The organism is Mycobacterium sp. NGS54 (assembly GCF_059812465.1).
Genome location: NZ_JCALCS010000001.1, coordinates 505,955 through 521,502, shown reverse-complemented (window position 1 = coordinate 521,502; position 15,548 = coordinate 505,955). Strand labels below are relative to the sequence as shown.

Genomic DNA, 15,548 nt, shown 5'->3' with positions numbered 1-15,548 from the left:
TCCTGCCGTACCGGGCACCATGGGTGTTATGTGCGGACGTTTTGCCGTGACGACCGATCCGGCCAAGCTGGCCGAGAAGATCAAGGCGATCGACGAGGCGACCGGCACGTCTGAACGCGCGGGCGAGCCCAACTACAACGTCGCCCCCACCGCGACCATCGCGACCGTGGTCACCCGGCACACCGAGCCCGACGACGACCCCACCCGGCGCGTCCGGCTGATGCGGTGGGGCCTGATCCCGCCCTGGGTCAAGGCCGGTCCCGACGGGGCGCCGGAGGGCAAGGGCCCGCTGCTGATCAACGCGCGCGCCGACAAGGTCACCAACTCGCCCGCCTTCCGCTCCAGCGCCAAGTCGAAGCGCTGCCTGATCCCGATGGACGGCTACTACGAATGGCGCGTCAACCCCGACCGCGACGGCAAGAAGTCGCGCAAGACGCCGTTCTTCATGTACCGCGAGGACGGCGAGCCGCTGTTCATGGCGGGCTTGTGGTCGGTGTGGAAGCCCAAGGACCAGCAGGACGGCGCGCCGCTGCTGAGTTGCACGATCATCACCACCGACGCGCCCGGCGAGCTGGCGGAGATCCACGACCGGATGCCGCTGGCGCTGCCCGAACGCGACTGGGACCGCTGGCTGGACCCGGACGCCCCGGTCGACGAGGAGCTGCTCACCCGCGCGCCCGACGTGCGGGACATCCGCATGCGCGAGGTGTCGACGCTGGTCAACAGCGTGCGCAACAACGGGCCGCAGCTGCTCGAGCCGGTCGAAGAGCAGTCGGAGCAGATGAAGCTGCTCTAGCGCGCCCCGATTGTCGGATCGCGCCCGAAGCCGGGGCCAACCTGGCTAGCATCTTGAGCCTGGCGGTGCTGGAGATGGGAGCCACCATGTCGTCGTACGTGATCGCCGCGCCCGTGGCCCTTGGCGAAGCGTCGGAGGGCCTGACCGGGATCGCGGACGCGATCAAGGCGGCCGCCGCCGGGGCGGCGCCGTCGACGACGGGGGTTGTCGCCGCGGCCGGCGATGAGGTTTCGGCGGCCGTCGCGAACGTTTTCGGCAGCTGCGCCACGGAATTTCAGACGCTGACCGCGCGGACGCTGGCATTGCAAACCCAGTTCGTGCGGGCGTTGAGCGCGGCCGGCGCCGCGTACGCGGCCACCGAGGCCGCGAACGTGCCGCCGCTGCAGGCGCTGGAGCAACAGGTCGAGAGCCTGGGGGTCTTGGCGCCCATCGAACGGTTGCTCGGGCACCCGCTGTTCGGCGGCACCACCGGCACCGGCACCGGTCAGGCGGGCACGCTGCTTGCCACGACCCCCACCGGCGGGGCGGTGACCACCGCGCCGACCACCAACGGGGTGACCGGGGTCAAGACGGGGTTCGCCTTCCTGCAGATCCCGCTCGGCGAGGCCTCGATCTTCGGAATTCCGCTCGGTCAGCTCAGCCTCCCCGCCCCCGCGCACTGGTACTTCCCGACCCAGGCCGACGGCTCGGTGCACGCCAACGGCGTCATCTACCTGCAGCACGGCTTCGGGGCGATCGGGTGGTTCTACGACCCGCTGGCCATGCAGCTGGCCCAGCAGACCGACAGCATCGTGGTGGTGCCCACCGTGCCGTCGCTTCCGTTGCCGTTCGGCGCCTGGCTGGGCGGCCCGCAGCTGCAGCAGGGCGTGGCCTCGCTGTTCCTCGGCAGCGAGACGGCGCTGAACATCAGCGCGAACCACGCCGGCTACCAGGGCACGCTGCCGGTGGATTTCATCCTGGCCGGACACTCCGCCGGCGGTGGCCTCGCCACGATCGCCGCCGGCGATTACATCGCGGACCTCGGGACGAACACCGCCAGCAACCACCTCCTCGGCGTGGTGATGTTCGACGGGGTCGCGATGGATTCCTCGGCCTTCGCGACTGCGGTGGCCAACCTGCAGGCGTTGCACATTCCCGACTACGTGGTGGCCGCGCCGCCCCAGCCGTGGAACGCATTCGGCGCCACCACCAACCAACTGATCAGCCTGTACCCGGGGCAGTTCGTCGGGGTCGAGCTCGTCAACGGCTCGCATGTCGACTCGATGGTGGGCGGGCATCCCCTTGTCGACTTCGTCGCCCAGCTGGTGACCAGGTTCTCCCCGCCCGGCAACACCGCGGCGGTGTACACCCTGACCACGGGCTGGATCAACGACATCTACGCCGGGGCGGGCCCCACCGACCCGATCTACGGCGTCTACGGGCCCACCGGCGGCTACCTGCCCCCCGGCGGCCAGCAGATCATCCTCGGCAACGCCGCCGGGATCGTGCTGTGACCGGCGCCTACACCCACACATTCGAGGACGTTCGCAACCGCCCGGTGGCCGTGGTCGGGGCCGGAACGCTGGGCCGGCGCATCGCGGTGATGTTCGCCAGTCGCGGTGGAACCGTGCGAATCCACGCGCGGCGTGCGGAGCAACTGGAAGCGGCCACCCGGTATGTGGACGAAACCCTGCCGAGGGTGCTGCAGCAGAGGGGCTTTGGCGAAGCCGGCGTCGCGACGGGCGCCGGATCGCTCGACGAGGCGCTCGAGGACGCCTGGCTCGTCGTGGAATCCGTCCCGGAGAAGCTCGAGATCAAGATCCCGCTGTGGGGCGAGATCGACCGGGCGGCGCCGCCGGGCACGATCTTCGCGACCAACTCGTCGTCGTACCCGTCGCGCCTGATGGCCGAAAAGGTCCGCGACAAAACGCGTTTGTGCAACATGCATTTCTACATGCCACCGGAGCTCAACGCGGTCGATCTGATGTCGGACGGCCAGACCGACCGCGGCCTGCTGGACACGCTGCTGGCCGTGCTGCCGGAGTTCGGCATTGCGCCCTTCGAGGCCCGCAAGGAGTCCACCGGCTTCATCTTCAACCGCATCTGGGCGGCCATTAAGCGCGAGTCGCTGGCCGTGGTCGCCGAGGGGGTGGCCCGCCCGGAGGACGTCGACGGGATGTTCAAGGCGAACTGGGGCGTGCCGGCCGGGCCGTTCCAGATGATGGACCTGGTGGGGCTCGATGTGGTGCTCGACATCGAAAACCATTACGCCGCAGAGTTTCCGCACCTACCGAAGAGCGTGCGCGACTTGCTGGCGTCCTATGTGGATGCCGGCAAGCTCGGCGTCAAGACCGGCGAGGGTTTCTACAAGTATTGACTTGGCTTTTCAGTTGCTGAGCACCAGGCGCCACTGGCCGGCGGCCGTGCGGTCGGGGACACACCAGAAGTTGTTCCAGTTCCCCGGCGTCGAGGCCTTGACGCCCGGCCCGGCGTCCTGGCAGGCCTCCCGGGTCGGATAACTGCCCTCGGTCTGGATCGTGTCCGCCTTGCTGATGCCCACGCCGGTGGTCAGTAACCCGGCAAAGGCCAGCACGACCACTGCGACAATCTTGTTCACCGCATCCTCCTAGCGTGCTCGATGCATGCGACGAGCGTAGTCATATGACTACGCTCGCACAAGGGTGCGCAGCGCGAGCTGGGCGGCGTTGGCGCCGCACATGCCGTGCGCCCCGGGGCCCGGCGGTGTCGCCGCTGAGCAGATGTACATCCCGGGAACGCCAATGGTGTAGGGCGACAGCGTGATTCGGGGGCCGAACGTCAGCTGGCGGATGTCCTTGGCGCCGGTCATGATGTCGCCGCCGTCGTAGTTGGGGTTGAAGGTCGCCATCTGGGCGGGCGAACGAACCGCGCGGCCGACGACGCGCTCGCTGAATCCGGGGGCGAATCGCTCGATCTGGGCGACGATGGCCTCGGTGGCGTCGCCGGCGTAGCCGTTGGGGACGTGCGCGTAGGTCCACACCGGGTGCGTATCGCCCACCGAGCGTTGCGGATCGGCGAGATACTGCTGACCGACCAGCACGAACGGCCGCTCGGGCATGCGGCCGGCGTGGATCTCCCGCTCGGTCGCGGCCAGCTCGGCGTAGGTCCCGGCCAGGTGCACGGTGCCGGCCCGGCGTGCGTCGGGGTTCGCCCACGGCACGCCGCCCTCCACGGCGAAGTCGACCTTGAACGCGCCTGGGCCGCGGCGAAACCTGCTGAAGGCGCGGGAAACGCGGCGCGGCAGGCGATCTCCCAGGATCCGGGCGACCGCGCCCGGATCCAGGTCGAACATGGTGATGTCCGTGGGCGGCAACTGCGCGGCCGCCTTGACCCGCACGCCGGTCTCGATCTTGGCGCCCAGGTCGGTCAGCAGCGCGGCCAGGGCGTTGGCGATCGATTGCGATCCGCCTTCGGCCACCGCCCAGCCGTGCCGGTGGCCCGCGGCGATCAGGCCCAGGGCGATGGCGGAGGTCATCGGGTAATGCAGCGGCCGAAAGGTGTGCGCCGCAACGCCTCCGAACAACGCGCGGCCCTCGTCGGTGCGGAACAGCCGGGCGAACGTCGATCCCGGAAGCAGCGTGGGCGCGCCGAACCGGGCCAGCATCAGCGGGTGATGCGGGACCCGCAGCAGCGGCCCCATGATGTCCTCGCTCAGGGCGTCGAACCGGGCGGCGGAGTAACCGAACGCGAGCCGCCAGCGCGGCCCGTCGGGGCCCAGGCCTGCCGCGGTCTGGTCCACCGAGCGGTGCAGCACGCCCGCGCCGCCGCCGTCGAGGGGGTGCACACAATCGATCTCGGGCCAGCGCCACCTCAGCCCGTACCGCGCCATGTCGAAGCGGCCCAGGAAGCTCGAGCCGACGGCCATCGGGTGGATCGCGGAGCAGTGATCGTGCAGCAGGCCCGGGACGATCGCCTCGCCGCTGCGGGTGCCGCCGCCCACCTCGTCGGCGGCCTCGAGCAGCGTGACCTGCACGCCCTCGGCGGCCAGGCAAACGGCGGCCGCCAGGCCGTTGGGCCCGGCGCCCACCACCAGCGCGGTTGTCATGCCTCCATACAACAGGAATTTTGGGTGGACGTTGTTCGCGATACCCGTGCGCGATACCGAATCGTGTCGCCAGAGACATTTTCTTTACGCCGACGAGGGCGAATCATATTCACATGACGAATACCGATCAGACCGTTTTTGAAGGTCCACTGAAGCAGCTTGCTCGCAGCGCGTGGCAGCTGCTGCTGCTCATCGGCCTCGCCGCCGTGGCGCTGGGCGTCATCGTGCTGGTCTGGCCAGGCAAGACACTGTTCGTTGCGGGTGTCTTGTTCGGCATCTACCTGGTGGTGTCCGGGATCGGATACATGTTTGCTGCCTTCGGCACCCACGCCGGAGTGGCAATGAGAGTTCTGACATTCATCACCGGTGTCGTCTCGCTGGTGCTGGGATTCTTCTGCTTCCGCGAAGAATTCGAGGCGGTCTGGCTGTTGGCCATCTGGATCGGCATCGGCTGGCTGTTCCGCGGGATGACGCTGCTCGCCGCGGCGTTGTCGTTCGACCACATGCCGGGCCGCGCCTGGCAGGCGCTGACCGGGCTGATCATCGTGATCGGCGGCGCCGTCATGATCGTCTCGCCGCTCCGGTCGATCGCGATCCTGACCCTGGTGGCCGGCTGGTGGTTGATCGTCATCGGCGTCATGGACATCATCACCGCGTTCCAGACTCGCAGCCGGGCGAAGCACCTGGTCGGCTAAGGCAGTCGCCGCTCGACCTCGAACGCGAGGCACAGCTCGGCGAGATCCCTTGGCCGCGAGAGGGATCGGCTCGTCAGCTCCTCGATGCGGCGCAGCCGGTGGCGCACCGTGTTGGGGTGGCAGAAGATCCGCGTCGCGGTGTCGTTGGCCGAGCCGCCCGCCTCGACCCAGGCCCGGAACGTGTCGATCAGGATGGTGCGTTCCTCGGCGGGCAGCTCCTCGACGCGGGAGAGCACCAGCGCCTTGATCCTCGCCATCACTTCGGGCGCGCTGACCGCCGCGACGGCCAGTGGGGTGTCATCGAACAGGGAGATCAGCGAGTCGCCGGAGGGCTTGCCGGTCACCGCGACCCTGGCCAAGCGCAACGCGTCGCTGGTCTCGGCCAGGTCGCGAAACGCCGGGCTGATGCCGACTCGCGCCGTCGCGGCCTCGTGCAGCACCTCGACGAGGGGCTCCACGGTCGTCGAATTCGCCGGCCCGCGAAGGTGGACGATGCCCACCTGCAGGTCGGGCAGGAGCCGCCACGCGGACCGGATGTCGCGGGCGGACAGCTTGTTCTCGATCGCCGGCAACCCCAGCTTCCCGATCGCGGGCAGCTCGGCCGCCACCACGACGTAGGGTCCCGCGGTGGGCAGCCGCAGCAGATCGGCTGCCTCCCAAAGGCTTTGCTTGTCGGTGATCCGGTGCGCCAGCAGCGCTTCGACCAACGCCGATCGTTCTTCCTCCCGCTCGACGATCTGCGAGGTCAGCTGTTGACGGTAGGCATTGGCCATCGCCTGGGTGAACGTGTCCTGCGCGAAGAAGATCCGGGCGGTGGCGTCCAGGACCGCGTCGGTCGGTATTGCCGCGGCGCGGGCGGCGGACAGGGTCTCCTCCCACACGAACCGAAAACCGATCCGGTAGGCGGTCATCACCGCCGGCAGCGGCACGCCGGCGAGCGCGCGCTCGGTGCCGGTACGCTCCGCGGGCGAAACATCGACGTCGGCGGCACCGGCGAGCGAGTCGAATATGAACGTCACGTTCGCCACGCAACTTTCGGCCACCTGCTCCGTCGTGACGACGGTGCCGTCCCGGTAGGCGTCGATGTCGCGGCACAGCACGTCCGCCATCGCCCGGCCCAGTTCCGGTGCCCGGGACAGCATGAGCCTGCCGAGCTCGACGACGTGGGGGTCCACTGTCGTCGCGCCGGGCCGGACGCCGCGGCTTTTCGATGCCACGCCCATATCGCAAACCTTATGCCCGGGCGCCGGTGAATGTGAGCGGTCACAGCCAACCGCCGCGGTTGTTGTTTTCGCGAACATTGTGGGCCGGGGACGGCCGGATCACGCTTGAAGCACGCAGGAAACCACGTCCCGGAGGCACCCCATGACCGCGTTGAGCGCCAATCTCGTTGCGTCGAAAGACCGTCACCCGGACCGGGTGGCGTTGCGGTGTGACGAATTGCGGTTCAGCTACGCCGAATTCGACGCCGCCGCGGCCCGGGTCGCGACGCTGCTGGAACGGGCCGGAGTCGAGCCCGGCGACCGGGTGGGCGTGATGCTGCCCAACACACCCGCGTTCGCGATCGTGTTCTACGGCATCATGTACCGCGGCGCCGTCGCGGTCCCGATGAACCCCCTGCTCAAGCGCCGCGAGGTGGCCTACTACCTGTCCAACACCGCCGCCAAGGCGTTGTTCGCGACGCCGGCCTTCGGCGAGGAGGCCAGCGCGGGCGCCGCCGAGACCGGGGCGCAATGCGTGCTCGTCGACGACGCCGCGCTGGGCGCCCTGATCGCCGACCTGCCCGCCCACGCCCCGGCGCGGCGTGGCGACGAGGACGTCGCGGTCATCCTGCACACCTCGGGAACGACCGGAAAGCCCAAGGGCGCCATGCTCACTCACGGCAACCTGGGTCGCAACGCCGAGGTCAGCGTGCGCACCCTGGTCGAGATCGGTCCCGACGACGTGGTGATGGGCTGCCTGCCGCTGTTTCACGTCTTCGGCCTGACCTGCGGGCTCAACGGCGCCGTCCTCGCCGGCGCGACGTTGACCCTCATTCCCCGATTCGAGCCGCGCAAGGCGCTCGAGGTCATTCAGCGCGACGCGGTGACGGTGTTCCAAGGGGTGCCGACGATGTATTCGGCGCTGCTCGGCGTCGCCGACGAGGCCCGACCCGACGCCACCCGGAGCTTGCGGACCTGCGTCTCCGGCGGCGCCGCGCTGCCGGTCCAGGTGCTCACCGACTTCGAGGAGGCTTTCGGCTGCTCCGTTCTCGAGGGGTACGGGTTATCCGAGAGCTCCCCGGCGGCCGCGTTCAACCATCCCGACCGGCCCCGCAAGGCGGGTTCGATCGGCACCCCGATCGAGGGCGTCGAGATGCGGGTGGTCGACCTGGACGGGGTCGAGGTTCCGCGCGGGGAGGCGGGCGAGATTCAGATCCGCGGCCACAACGTGATGAAGGGCTACTGGAACCTGCCGGACGCCACCAAGGCCACGATCACCGCCGACGGCTGGCTCAACACGGGCGACGTCGGGCGCGTCGACGAGGACGGCTATTTCTACATCGTCGACCGCACCAAGGACATGATCATCCGCGGCGGATACAACGTCTATCCGCGCGAGATCGAGGAGGTGCTCTACGAGCATCCGGCGGTGGCCGAGGCCGCCGTCATCGGCGTCCCGCACGACTCGCTCGGCGAAGACGTCGGCGCCGCCGTCGCGCTCAAGAAGGGCGCGGCCGCAACTCCGGAAGAATTGCGCCGGTACGTCAAGGCGCGGGTCGCCGCGTACAAGTACCCGCGCCTGGTGTGGCTCGTGGACGCGCTGCCCAAGGGGCCGACCGGAAAGGTCCTGAAACGCGAAATCACCCCTCCGACAACCGAAAGCGCACGATAATCATGGCAACTGTAAACACGAAACCCGACGAGCTCGCCGCGCCGCTCGACCTGCTGCTGACCAGCGCTACCAAGCCGTTCGTCAGCCGCATGATGCCCGATGCCACCTGGAGCCACTTCGGGGCGAGCCTCGCCCGGCGGCCGGGCGCGGTGGCCGACCGGATCGGCGCGCTGACGCGCGAGCTGGGCGCCATCGCGGTGGGGGATTCGCAACGCGTCCCGGCGCGGGCCGACAAGCGCTTCAGTGACCCTGCCTGGCAGGAGAATCCGGTGCTGCACCGGATCATGCAGGCCTACCTCGCCGGCGCCGAGACCGCCGAGGGTCTGCTCGCCGACGCCCAGCTGGACTGGCGCGACAACGAGCGGATGCGGTTCGTCGTCGACAACCTCGTCGAGGGCCTGGCCCCCAGCAACAACCCGCTGATCAGCCCGCTGGGCTGGAAGGCGATGATCGACACCGGGGGGCTGAGCGCGGTCCGCGGCCTGAAAGCCTTTGCGCGGGACATGCTTTCGAAGCCACGGGTGCCGGCGATGGTCGAGCCCGACGCGTTCGCCGTCGGCGAGACCCTGGCCGTCACCAAGGGGGCGGTCGTGCTGCAGACCCCGATGTTCGAGCTGATCCAGTACGCACCGCAGACGGCCAAGGTGCGCGAGGTTCCGCTGCTCATGGTGCCGCCGGTGATCAACAAGTTCTACATCATGGACATCGCGCCCGGGCGCAGCATGATCGAGTACTTCGTCCAGCAGGGCCAACAGGTCTTCACGATCTCGTGGCGCAATCCGCAAAAGCGGCACCGGGATTGGGGATTCGACGCGTACGGCGCCGCGATCGTCGAGGCGATGGACGCGGTGCAGAAGATCGCCGGGACCGACAGCACCCACCTGCTGGCCACCTGCTCGGGAGGCATCCTGGCCGCGATGACGGCGGCCCACCTCGCCGACATCGGGCAGGGCGACCGGATTGCGGGTCTGAACCTGTCGGTCACCGTGCTCGACGAGACCCGCGCCGGATTCGCCGTGGCGGCGATGAGCGACCGCGCGGCCCAGGCGGCGATCCGGGTTTCGGGCCGCAAGGGTTACCTGGACGGGCGCGACATGGCCGAGATGTTCGCCTGGCTGCGGCCAACCGACCTGGTGTGGCGGTACTGGGTGAACAACTATGTGCAGGGCCGCAAGCCGGCGGCGTTCGACGTGCTGTTCTGGAACGCCGACACCACCCGGATGGCCGCCGCGCTGCACCGCGACATGGTGTCGATGGCGATGCGCAACGCGCTGGTCACCCCCGGCGCCGTCAGCATGCTGGGCAGCCCCGTCGACCTGGGCAAGGTCACGTCCGACGCCTACGTCGTCGGCGGCGTCGCCGACCACATCTCGCCGTGGCAGGCCACCTATCGCAGCGCACGCCTGCTCGGCAGCAAGGACAACCGCTACGTGCTGTCCACCAGTGGCCACATCGCGGCGCTGGTCAACCCGCCGGGCAACCCGAAGGCGTCCTTCCGGACCGGTGCCGTCGACGCCGAAGACCCCCAGCAGTGGCTGGAATCGTCGCAGAAGTCCAGCGACTCCTGGTGGCCGGACTACGCGAATTGGCTCGCCGAGCGGAGCGGCCCCGAGGTCAGGGCGCCGAAACAGCTCGGCGGAGAAGGACTCCCGCCGCTCGGGCCGGCCCCGGGCCGCTACGTGATGGACAAGTGAGTGACGGCACAACGGAGGCGGCTACGGGTGGTTACGCCAAGCACGCTGGGCGAGGAGCACTACGTCAGCGCGGGCGGTCAGCGCGTCCGCGTCAACGTGCGCCGGGGGCCGGGCGTGCCGCTGGTGCTGTGCAACGGCATCGGCGCCAGCCTCGAGGTGCTCGATCCGCTGGTCGAACAGCTGCCGATGACCGTGATCAGGTTCGACGTGCCGGGCACCGGGGGATCGCCGACCTCGCCGCTGCCGTATGGGATTCCCTACCTCGCCTGGGTTTTGGGCCGGGTGCTGTCCCAACTCGGCATCAGCGTGGTCGACATCCTCGGGCTGTCCTGGGGCGGTGCCCTGGCGCAGCAGTTCGCCTTCCAGAACCCGCGTCGTTGCCGTCGCATGGTGTTGGTGGCGACCGGCACCGGCGTGCTCATGGTGCCCGCTCGCTTATCGGTGCTGTCCAAAATGATCACCCCGCACAGGTTTTCGGATCCCGACTACGCCGCGTCGATCGCCGGTGACCTCTACGGCGGTACCGTGCGCGCCCACGGTGAAGACGTGGCGCGCCTGTTCGTGCGCCAGTTGCACGCCGGATCGAAGATGGGCTACCTGCACCAACTGCTCGCCGGGTCGATTTGGACGAGCCTGTTCGCGCTGCCCGCCGTGCGGCAGGAGACGCTGATCGTCGCGGGTACCGACGACCCGATCATCCCGGTGGTCAACGCGCACATCCTGCACCGGCTGCTGCCTCATTCGATTCTGCACCTGCATCCGGGCGGGCACATCGACATCGTGCACAACGCGACCGAACTCGCCCCCGTCATCGAGGGCTTTCTCAGCGAGGCGGGCGAGCGCGCCTAGGCCCGGATGTCCGCGGTGACCGCCCCGGTCAGCCGGATCAGGTCGTGCGGCGAGACCGCGACGTCCCAGCCGCGCCGGCCCGCGCTGCAGTACACGCGTTCCCAGCCCAGCGCGCTCGCGTCGACGACGGTGGGCAGGCGCTTGCGCTGCCCGAACGGAGAAACCGCGCCGACCACATAGCCCGTCGCGCGTTCGGCGGCACCGGGTTCGGCCATGCCGGCCCGGGCCACGCCCAGCGCCGCGGCGGCGGCCTTGAGCGACAACTTCGCCGCCGCCGGCACCATCGCGACGGCCAACCCGTCGGGCACGGCGATGATCAGGGTCTTGTAGATCTGCCCGGGCGCCACGCCGGCCCGGCCCAGCGCCTGGACCGCCTCCACGCCGAACGACGATTCCCGGGGATCGTGACCGAACTTGGCGATCTCGTGCGGCACACCGGCTTTGGTCAGAGCGGCCAGAGCCGGCGTGGCAGCGCCGGACACGGCTAGGGGCCCGCGTACCCCGGCGGGTTGACGCCGTCCACCCAGAAGTCGACGCCCAGCTTCGAACCCGGAATGCAGTCGTACACCGACAGGTCGGTGACGCCGGATTCCACCAGCACGTCCTCGCACAGCAGCATGTTGCCGGTGTACTCGCGCGCGGGCTTGTTGAGGATCACGTAGGCGGCGTCGGAATACACCTCGGGCTTGCGGGCCCGACCCATCGCCTCGTCCCCGCCGAGCAGGTTCTGTACCGCCGCGGTCGCCACCAGCGTGCGCGGCCACAGCGTGTTGGAGGCGATCCCCTCGTCGCGCATCTCCTCGGCGATCCCCAGCGCGCACAGCGTCATGCCGAACTTGGCCATCATGTAGGCGGTCGGCTTCAACCACTCCTTGCCCAGCAGCACCGGCGGCGACAGCGTCAGGATGTGCGGGTTCTCCCGGCCCTTCATGTGCGCCAGGCAGGCCTGCGAGACCGCGTACGTGCCGCGCACCTGGATGCCGTTCATCAGGTCGAACCGCTTCATCGGCACCTCGGTGATCGAGCCCAGGTTGATCGCCGAAGCGTTGTTCACACAGATGTCGATGCCGCCGAACTGCTCGACGGTCTTGGCCACCGCGGCCTCGACCGAATCCGGGTCGCGGACGTCCCCGACGATCGGCAGGGCCTGCCCGCCCGCCTCCTCGAGCTCCTTGGCGGCCGTGTACACCGTGCCCGGCAGCTTGGGGTGCGGCTCGGCGGTCTTGGCGATCAGCGCGACGTTGGCGCCGTCCTGCGCGGCCCGTTTGGCGATCGCGAGGCCGATTCCGCGACTGGCGCCGGAGATGAACATGGTCTTGCCGTTCAGGGACATGGCGTCACATTAACGCCACGCCCGAACCGCCCCGATTCCGCCCGGGAAATAGCCGGCTGGCGGATGCTGTTAAAACAGTCGGTTTCTGATGCAGATGCGCAGCCCGGACGGACACTGTCGGGGGCAGCCTTTAGATTGGGAGGAGCAGTCTGGTGCCAACCGCGACGTGCCTCTTGGAGGACGAGCAGTTGACCCGCTCGCTTGCGAGTCTGGCGGCGCTTTCGGTGCCCACCGGCGTCACCGCTGCAGAAGGGACCGTGTTAATCGAGATGGCCGACACCGACGGGGAGACGGGCCTGGAGGCTGCCGAACCGGCACCACCACGCGAGACCGACGAGGAGCTCACGGCGCGCTTCGAGCGCGACGCGATTCCGCTGCTGGACCAGCTCTACGGTGGCGCGCTGCGCATGACGCGCAACCCCGCCGACGCCGAGGATCTGCTGCAGGAAACGATGGTGAAGGCCTACGCCGGGTTCCGCTCGTTCCGGGCCGGGACCAACCTCAAGGCCTGGCTGTACCGCATCCTGACCAACACCTACATCAACAGCTACCGCAAGCGGCAGCGCCAGCCGGCGGAGTATCCGACCGAGGAGATCACCGACTGGCAGCTGGCGTCCAACGCCGAGCATTCCTCGACCGGCCTGCGTTCGGCCGAGGTCGAGGCGCTCGAGGCGCTGCCCGACAACGAGATCAAAGAGGCGCTGCAGGCGTTGCCGGAGGAATTCCGGATGGCCGTCTACTACGCCGACGTCGAGGGTTTCCCGTACAAGGAAATCGCCGAGATCATGGACACGCCCATCGGGACGGTAATGTCTCGGCTGCACCGCGGCAGACGTCAGCTGCGCGGTCTCCTGGCCGACGTGGCCAAGGAGCGCGGCTTCACCCGCGGTCAACAGGCGCACGAGGAGGTGCCGTCATGAGCGAGTCTGCCGGCCCCGCCGAGCCCCGCGCCGACGACAGTCATTCCCACGGCCTGGGCTGCGCCGAGGTGATCGCCGAGGTATGGACCCTGCTGGACGGCGAGTGCACCCCCGAGGCGAAGGCGAGGCTGCGCCAGCACCTCGAGGACTGCCCCGGATGCTTCCAGCACTACGGGATCGAGGAGCGGCTCAAGGCGCTGATCGCGACCAAGTGCACCGGCGAGAAGGCCCCCGAGGGCCTGAAGGAACGCCTCCGGCTGGAGATCCGCCGGACCACCATCATTCGCGGGATGGAGTAGCTACCCCTCAGGAATTGGGCCGCTTGCCGTGGTTGGCCTTGCTGTACTTGCGGTCGCGCTTCTTCCGGCCACGCTTGGCCATTTCTTCCAACCTCCGTGATTGTGCATCGATCGGGCGCCGCGCACCCGTTAGCTTGTCTCACATTGTCTCACGCCCCGCGTGCCGCGGTCCGCACCGGTCCTGTGGTTCGATATACATGAGCTTGATAGACCAGCAGCCAGCATGCGCCGATGGCCGGGATGAGTGGGGTGAAGATGGCGGAGGATGTTCGCGCCGAGATCGTGGCCAGCGTGCTCGAGGTCGTCGTCAACGAGGGCGACTCGATCGGCAAGGGCGACATCGTGGTGCTGCTGGAGTCCATGAAGATGGAGATCCCGGTCCTGGCCGAAGTCGACGGCACCGTCAGCAAGGTGAGCGTGTCGGTCGGTGACGTCATCCAGGCCGGCGACCTCATCGCCGTGATCAGCTAGCCGCCGGGCCACCCGAAACCCTCGTATCCGCATGTCCACGCTCGGTGATCTGCTTGCCGAACACACGATGCTGCCGGGCAACGCGGTGGACCACCTGCACGCGGTGGTGGGCGAGTGGCAGCTGCTGGCCGACCTGTCGTTCGCCGACTACCTGATGTGGGTTCGCCGCGACGACGGCGTGCTGGTGTGCGTGGCGCAATGCCGCCCCAACACCGCGCCCACGGTGCTGCAAACCGATGCGGTGGGGACCGTCGTCGCCGCGGACCGGCTGCCGCTCGTCGCCGAGACTTTCGACACCGGTGCCGCCGCGCCCCAAAGCGATGTGGGCCAACAACATTCGTGGGAGCTGCCCGGCACCCACGTCGCGGCCTCCCCGGTGCGGTACGGCGGCCACGTGGTCGCGGTGCTGACGCGGCACCAGACCGCGGAGGCCGCGGACCGTGCGTCCGGCCAGCTGGAGACCGCGTACCGGGAGTGCGCCGCGGACCTGGTGCACATGCTCGCCGAGGGCACCTTCCCCGACGTCGGCGACGTGGTCATGTCCCGCTCGACGCCGCGCGCGGGCGACGGCTTCATCCGCCTCGACGTCGACGGCGTCGTCGCGTACGCCAGCCCCAACGCGCTGTCGGCCTATCACCGGATGGGGCTGACGTCGGAGTTGGAGGGCCACCACCTCGTCGACGCGACGCGGCCGCTGATCTCCGACCCCTTCGAGGCGCAGGAGGTGGCCGAGCACGTGCGTGACCTGCTGGCCGGCGGCCGGAGCATGCGCATGGAGGTCGACGCCGGGGGCGCCACGGTGCTGCTGCGGACGCTGCCGCTGGTGGTTCACGGCGCCGGCGCCGGGGCCGCGGTGCTGATCCGCGACATCACCGAGGTCAAGCGCCGCGACCGGGCCCTGATCTCCAAGGACGCCACCATTCGCGAGATCCACCACCGGGTGAAGAACAACCTGCAAACGGTGGCCGCGCTGCTGCGCCTGCAGGCCCGGCGGACCGCCAACGCCGAGGGCCGGGAGGCGCTGATCGAGTCGGTGCGCCGGGTGTCGTCGATCGCCCTGGTCCACGACGCGCTGTCGATGTCGGTGGACGAGCAGGTGAACCTCGACGAGGTCATCGACCGGATCCTGCCGATCATGAACGACGTGGCGTCGGTGGACCGGCCGATCCGGATCAACCGGGTCGGCGACCTGGGCGTGCTGGATTCCGACCGCGCGACGGCCCTGATCATGGTGATCACCGAGCTCGTCCAGAACGCGATCGAGCACGCCTTCGACCCGGCGGCCCAGGAAGGGTCGGTGACCATCAGGGCCGAGCGCTCGGCGCGCTGGCTCGACGTCGTCGTGCACGACGACGGGCGCGGGCTGCCCGACGGGTTCAGCCTGGAGAACTCCGACAGCCTGGGCCTGCAGATCGTGCGGACCCTGGTGTCGGCGGAGCTGGACGGCACGCTGGGGATGCGGCACGCCCCGGCCCGGGGCACCGACGTGGTGCTGCGGGTGCCGATCGGGCGGCGGACCCGGCTGTTGCTGTAAGTGCCCTACACAACGGTGCG

General features: G+C 69.2%; 17 protein-coding genes. 11 read left to right on the top strand and 6 right to left on the bottom strand.

Features of this window, described 5'->3' with window-relative positions:
- Positions 1–28 precede the first annotated feature (28 nt).
- Genes AC5Y5E_RS02570 through AC5Y5E_RS02560 form a run of 3 tightly spaced genes read left to right on the top strand, consistent with a single transcriptional unit; the run spans position 29 to position 3,152 of the window.
- Entirely contained in the window at positions 29–796 is a 768-nt protein-coding gene (locus AC5Y5E_RS02570) for an SOS response-associated peptidase (RefSeq protein ID WP_499901413.1), read from the top strand.
- Positions 797–849: 53 nt separating this feature from the next.
- Entirely contained in the window at positions 850–2,289 is a 1,440-nt protein-coding gene (locus AC5Y5E_RS02565) for a PE family protein (protein ID WP_499901412.1), read from the top strand.
- A complete protein-coding gene (locus AC5Y5E_RS02560) occupies positions 2,286–3,152 on the top strand; it encodes a 3-hydroxyacyl-CoA dehydrogenase family protein (RefSeq protein ID WP_499901411.1) in 867 nt (288 codons plus the stop codon). The genes AC5Y5E_RS02565 and AC5Y5E_RS02560 overlap by 4 nt, the downstream gene beginning before the upstream one ends.
- Before the next feature lie 9 nt (positions 3,153–3,161).
- On the opposite strand, the gene AC5Y5E_RS02555 is transcribed toward AC5Y5E_RS02560, so the two are convergent.
- A complete protein-coding gene (locus AC5Y5E_RS02555) occupies positions 3,162–3,392 on the bottom strand; it encodes a hypothetical protein (RefSeq protein ID WP_499901410.1) in 231 nt (76 codons plus the stop codon).
- Positions 3,393–3,440: 48 nt separating this feature from the next.
- Positions 3,441–4,859: a phytoene desaturase family protein gene (locus AC5Y5E_RS02550; RefSeq protein ID WP_499901409.1), complete on the bottom strand. Its 1,419-nt coding sequence runs from the start codon at positions 4,857–4,859 to the stop codon at positions 3,441–3,443.
- Between the two features lie 113 nt (positions 4,860–4,972).
- Here AC5Y5E_RS02550 and AC5Y5E_RS02545 point away from each other — a divergent pair, with 113 nt between their 5' ends.
- On the top strand, positions 4,973–5,554 hold the full coding sequence (locus AC5Y5E_RS02545; RefSeq protein WP_499901408.1) for an HdeD family acid-resistance protein: 582 nt from the start codon (positions 4,973–4,975) through the stop codon (positions 5,552–5,554).
- On the opposite strand, the gene AC5Y5E_RS02540 is transcribed toward AC5Y5E_RS02545, so the two are convergent.
- On the bottom strand, positions 5,551–6,777 hold the full coding sequence (locus AC5Y5E_RS02540) for a PucR family transcriptional regulator (RefSeq protein ID WP_499901407.1): 1,227 nt from the start codon (positions 6,775–6,777) through the stop codon (positions 5,551–5,553). The genes AC5Y5E_RS02545 and AC5Y5E_RS02540 overlap by 4 nt on opposite strands.
- Before the next feature lie 142 nt (positions 6,778–6,919).
- Between AC5Y5E_RS02540 and AC5Y5E_RS02535 the strand changes: the two genes are divergently transcribed.
- From AC5Y5E_RS02535 to AC5Y5E_RS02525, 3 genes are read left to right on the top strand one after another with little or no spacing between them, the layout of a single operon-like run.
- Positions 6,920–8,428 (top strand): long-chain-fatty-acid--CoA ligase, encoded by a 1,509-nt coding sequence (locus AC5Y5E_RS02535; RefSeq protein ID WP_499901406.1) that lies wholly within the window; start codon positions 6,920–6,922, stop codon positions 8,426–8,428.
- A 2-nt stretch (positions 8,429–8,430) separates the two neighbouring features.
- Positions 8,431–10,122, top strand: a complete 1,692-nt coding sequence (locus tag AC5Y5E_RS02530) for a PHA/PHB synthase family protein (RefSeq protein ID WP_499901405.1) — start codon at positions 8,431–8,433, stop codon at positions 10,120–10,122.
- Between the two features lie 27 nt (positions 10,123–10,149).
- Positions 10,150–10,971 carry an alpha/beta fold hydrolase gene (locus tag AC5Y5E_RS02525; protein WP_499901404.1) on the top strand — a complete coding sequence of 274 codons (822 nt, stop codon included), beginning with the start codon at positions 10,150–10,152 and terminating at the stop codon, positions 10,969–10,971.
- On the opposite strand, the gene AC5Y5E_RS02520 is transcribed toward AC5Y5E_RS02525, so the two are convergent.
- Both AC5Y5E_RS02520 and AC5Y5E_RS02515 read right to left on the bottom strand, forming a co-directional pair.
- Entirely contained in the window at positions 10,968–11,453 is a 486-nt protein-coding gene (locus tag AC5Y5E_RS02520; RefSeq protein WP_499901403.1) for a YbaK/EbsC family protein, read from the bottom strand. The genes AC5Y5E_RS02525 and AC5Y5E_RS02520 overlap by 4 nt on opposite strands.
- Before the next feature lie 2 nt (positions 11,454–11,455).
- A complete protein-coding gene (locus AC5Y5E_RS02515) occupies positions 11,456–12,304 on the bottom strand; it encodes an SDR family oxidoreductase (protein WP_499901402.1) in 849 nt (282 codons plus the stop codon).
- Between the two features lie 269 nt (positions 12,305–12,573).
- Between AC5Y5E_RS02515 and AC5Y5E_RS02510 the strand changes: the two genes are divergently transcribed.
- Positions 12,574–13,224, top strand: a complete 651-nt coding sequence (locus AC5Y5E_RS02510) for a sigma-70 family RNA polymerase sigma factor (protein WP_499901853.1) — start codon at positions 12,574–12,576, stop codon at positions 13,222–13,224.
- Positions 13,221–13,523: a mycothiol system anti-sigma-R factor gene (rsrA, locus tag AC5Y5E_RS02505; protein ID WP_499901401.1), complete on the top strand. Its 303-nt coding sequence runs from the start codon at positions 13,221–13,223 to the stop codon at positions 13,521–13,523. Before AC5Y5E_RS02510 ends, rsrA begins: the two co-directional genes overlap by 4 nt.
- 7 nt (positions 13,524–13,530) lie before the next feature.
- Here rsrA and AC5Y5E_RS02500 read toward each other — a convergent pair whose 3' ends face one another.
- The gene (locus tag AC5Y5E_RS02500) at positions 13,531–13,605 is read right to left on the bottom strand and encodes a 50S ribosomal protein bL37 (RefSeq protein ID WP_003416889.1); all 75 of its coding nucleotides are present in this window, start codon (positions 13,603–13,605) and stop codon (positions 13,531–13,533) included.
- A 173-nt stretch (positions 13,606–13,778) separates the two neighbouring features.
- Between AC5Y5E_RS02500 and AC5Y5E_RS02495 the strand changes: the two genes are divergently transcribed.
- On the top strand, positions 13,779–13,994 hold the full coding sequence (locus tag AC5Y5E_RS02495) for a biotin/lipoyl-binding carrier protein (protein WP_066932464.1): 216 nt from the start codon (positions 13,779–13,781) through the stop codon (positions 13,992–13,994).
- 31 nt (positions 13,995–14,025) lie between these two features.
- Positions 14,026–15,528, top strand: a complete 1,503-nt coding sequence (locus AC5Y5E_RS02490; RefSeq protein ID WP_499901400.1) for a sensor histidine kinase — start codon at positions 14,026–14,028, stop codon at positions 15,526–15,528.
- Positions 15,529–15,548 lie beyond the last annotated feature (20 nt).

What these genes read in the sequence shown, in the direction of transcription:
- AC5Y5E_RS02570 (WP_499901413.1), top strand. Translation starts at nt 29, where the DNA reads ATGTGCGGACGTTTTGCCGTGACGACCGATCCGGCCAAGCTGGCCGAG.
- AC5Y5E_RS02550 (WP_499901409.1), bottom strand. Translation starts at nt 4,859, where the DNA reads ATGACAACCGCGCTGGTGGTGGGCGCCGGGCCCAACGGCCTGGCGGCC.
- AC5Y5E_RS02545 (WP_499901408.1), top strand. Translation starts at nt 4,973, where the DNA reads ATGACGAATACCGATCAGACCGTTTTTGAAGGTCCACTGAAGCAGCTT.
- AC5Y5E_RS02540 (WP_499901407.1), bottom strand. Translation starts at nt 6,777, where the DNA reads ATGGGCGTGGCATCGAAAAGCCGCGGCGTCCGGCCCGGCGCGACGACA.
- AC5Y5E_RS02535 (WP_499901406.1), top strand. Translation starts at nt 6,920, where the DNA reads ATGACCGCGTTGAGCGCCAATCTCGTTGCGTCGAAAGACCGTCACCCG.
- AC5Y5E_RS02530 (WP_499901405.1), top strand. Translation starts at nt 8,431, where the DNA reads ATGGCAACTGTAAACACGAAACCCGACGAGCTCGCCGCGCCGCTCGAC.
- AC5Y5E_RS02515 (WP_499901402.1), bottom strand. Translation starts at nt 12,304, where the DNA reads ATGTCCCTGAACGGCAAGACCATGTTCATCTCCGGCGCCAGTCGCGGA.
- AC5Y5E_RS02510 (WP_499901853.1), top strand. Translation starts at nt 12,574, where the DNA reads ATGGCCGACACCGACGGGGAGACGGGCCTGGAGGCTGCCGAACCGGCA.
- rsrA (WP_499901401.1), top strand. Translation starts at nt 13,221, where the DNA reads ATGAGCGAGTCTGCCGGCCCCGCCGAGCCCCGCGCCGACGACAGTCAT.
- AC5Y5E_RS02495 (WP_066932464.1), top strand. Translation starts at nt 13,779, where the DNA reads ATGGCGGAGGATGTTCGCGCCGAGATCGTGGCCAGCGTGCTCGAGGTC.
- AC5Y5E_RS02490 (WP_499901400.1), top strand. Translation starts at nt 14,026, where the DNA reads ATGTCCACGCTCGGTGATCTGCTTGCCGAACACACGATGCTGCCGGGC.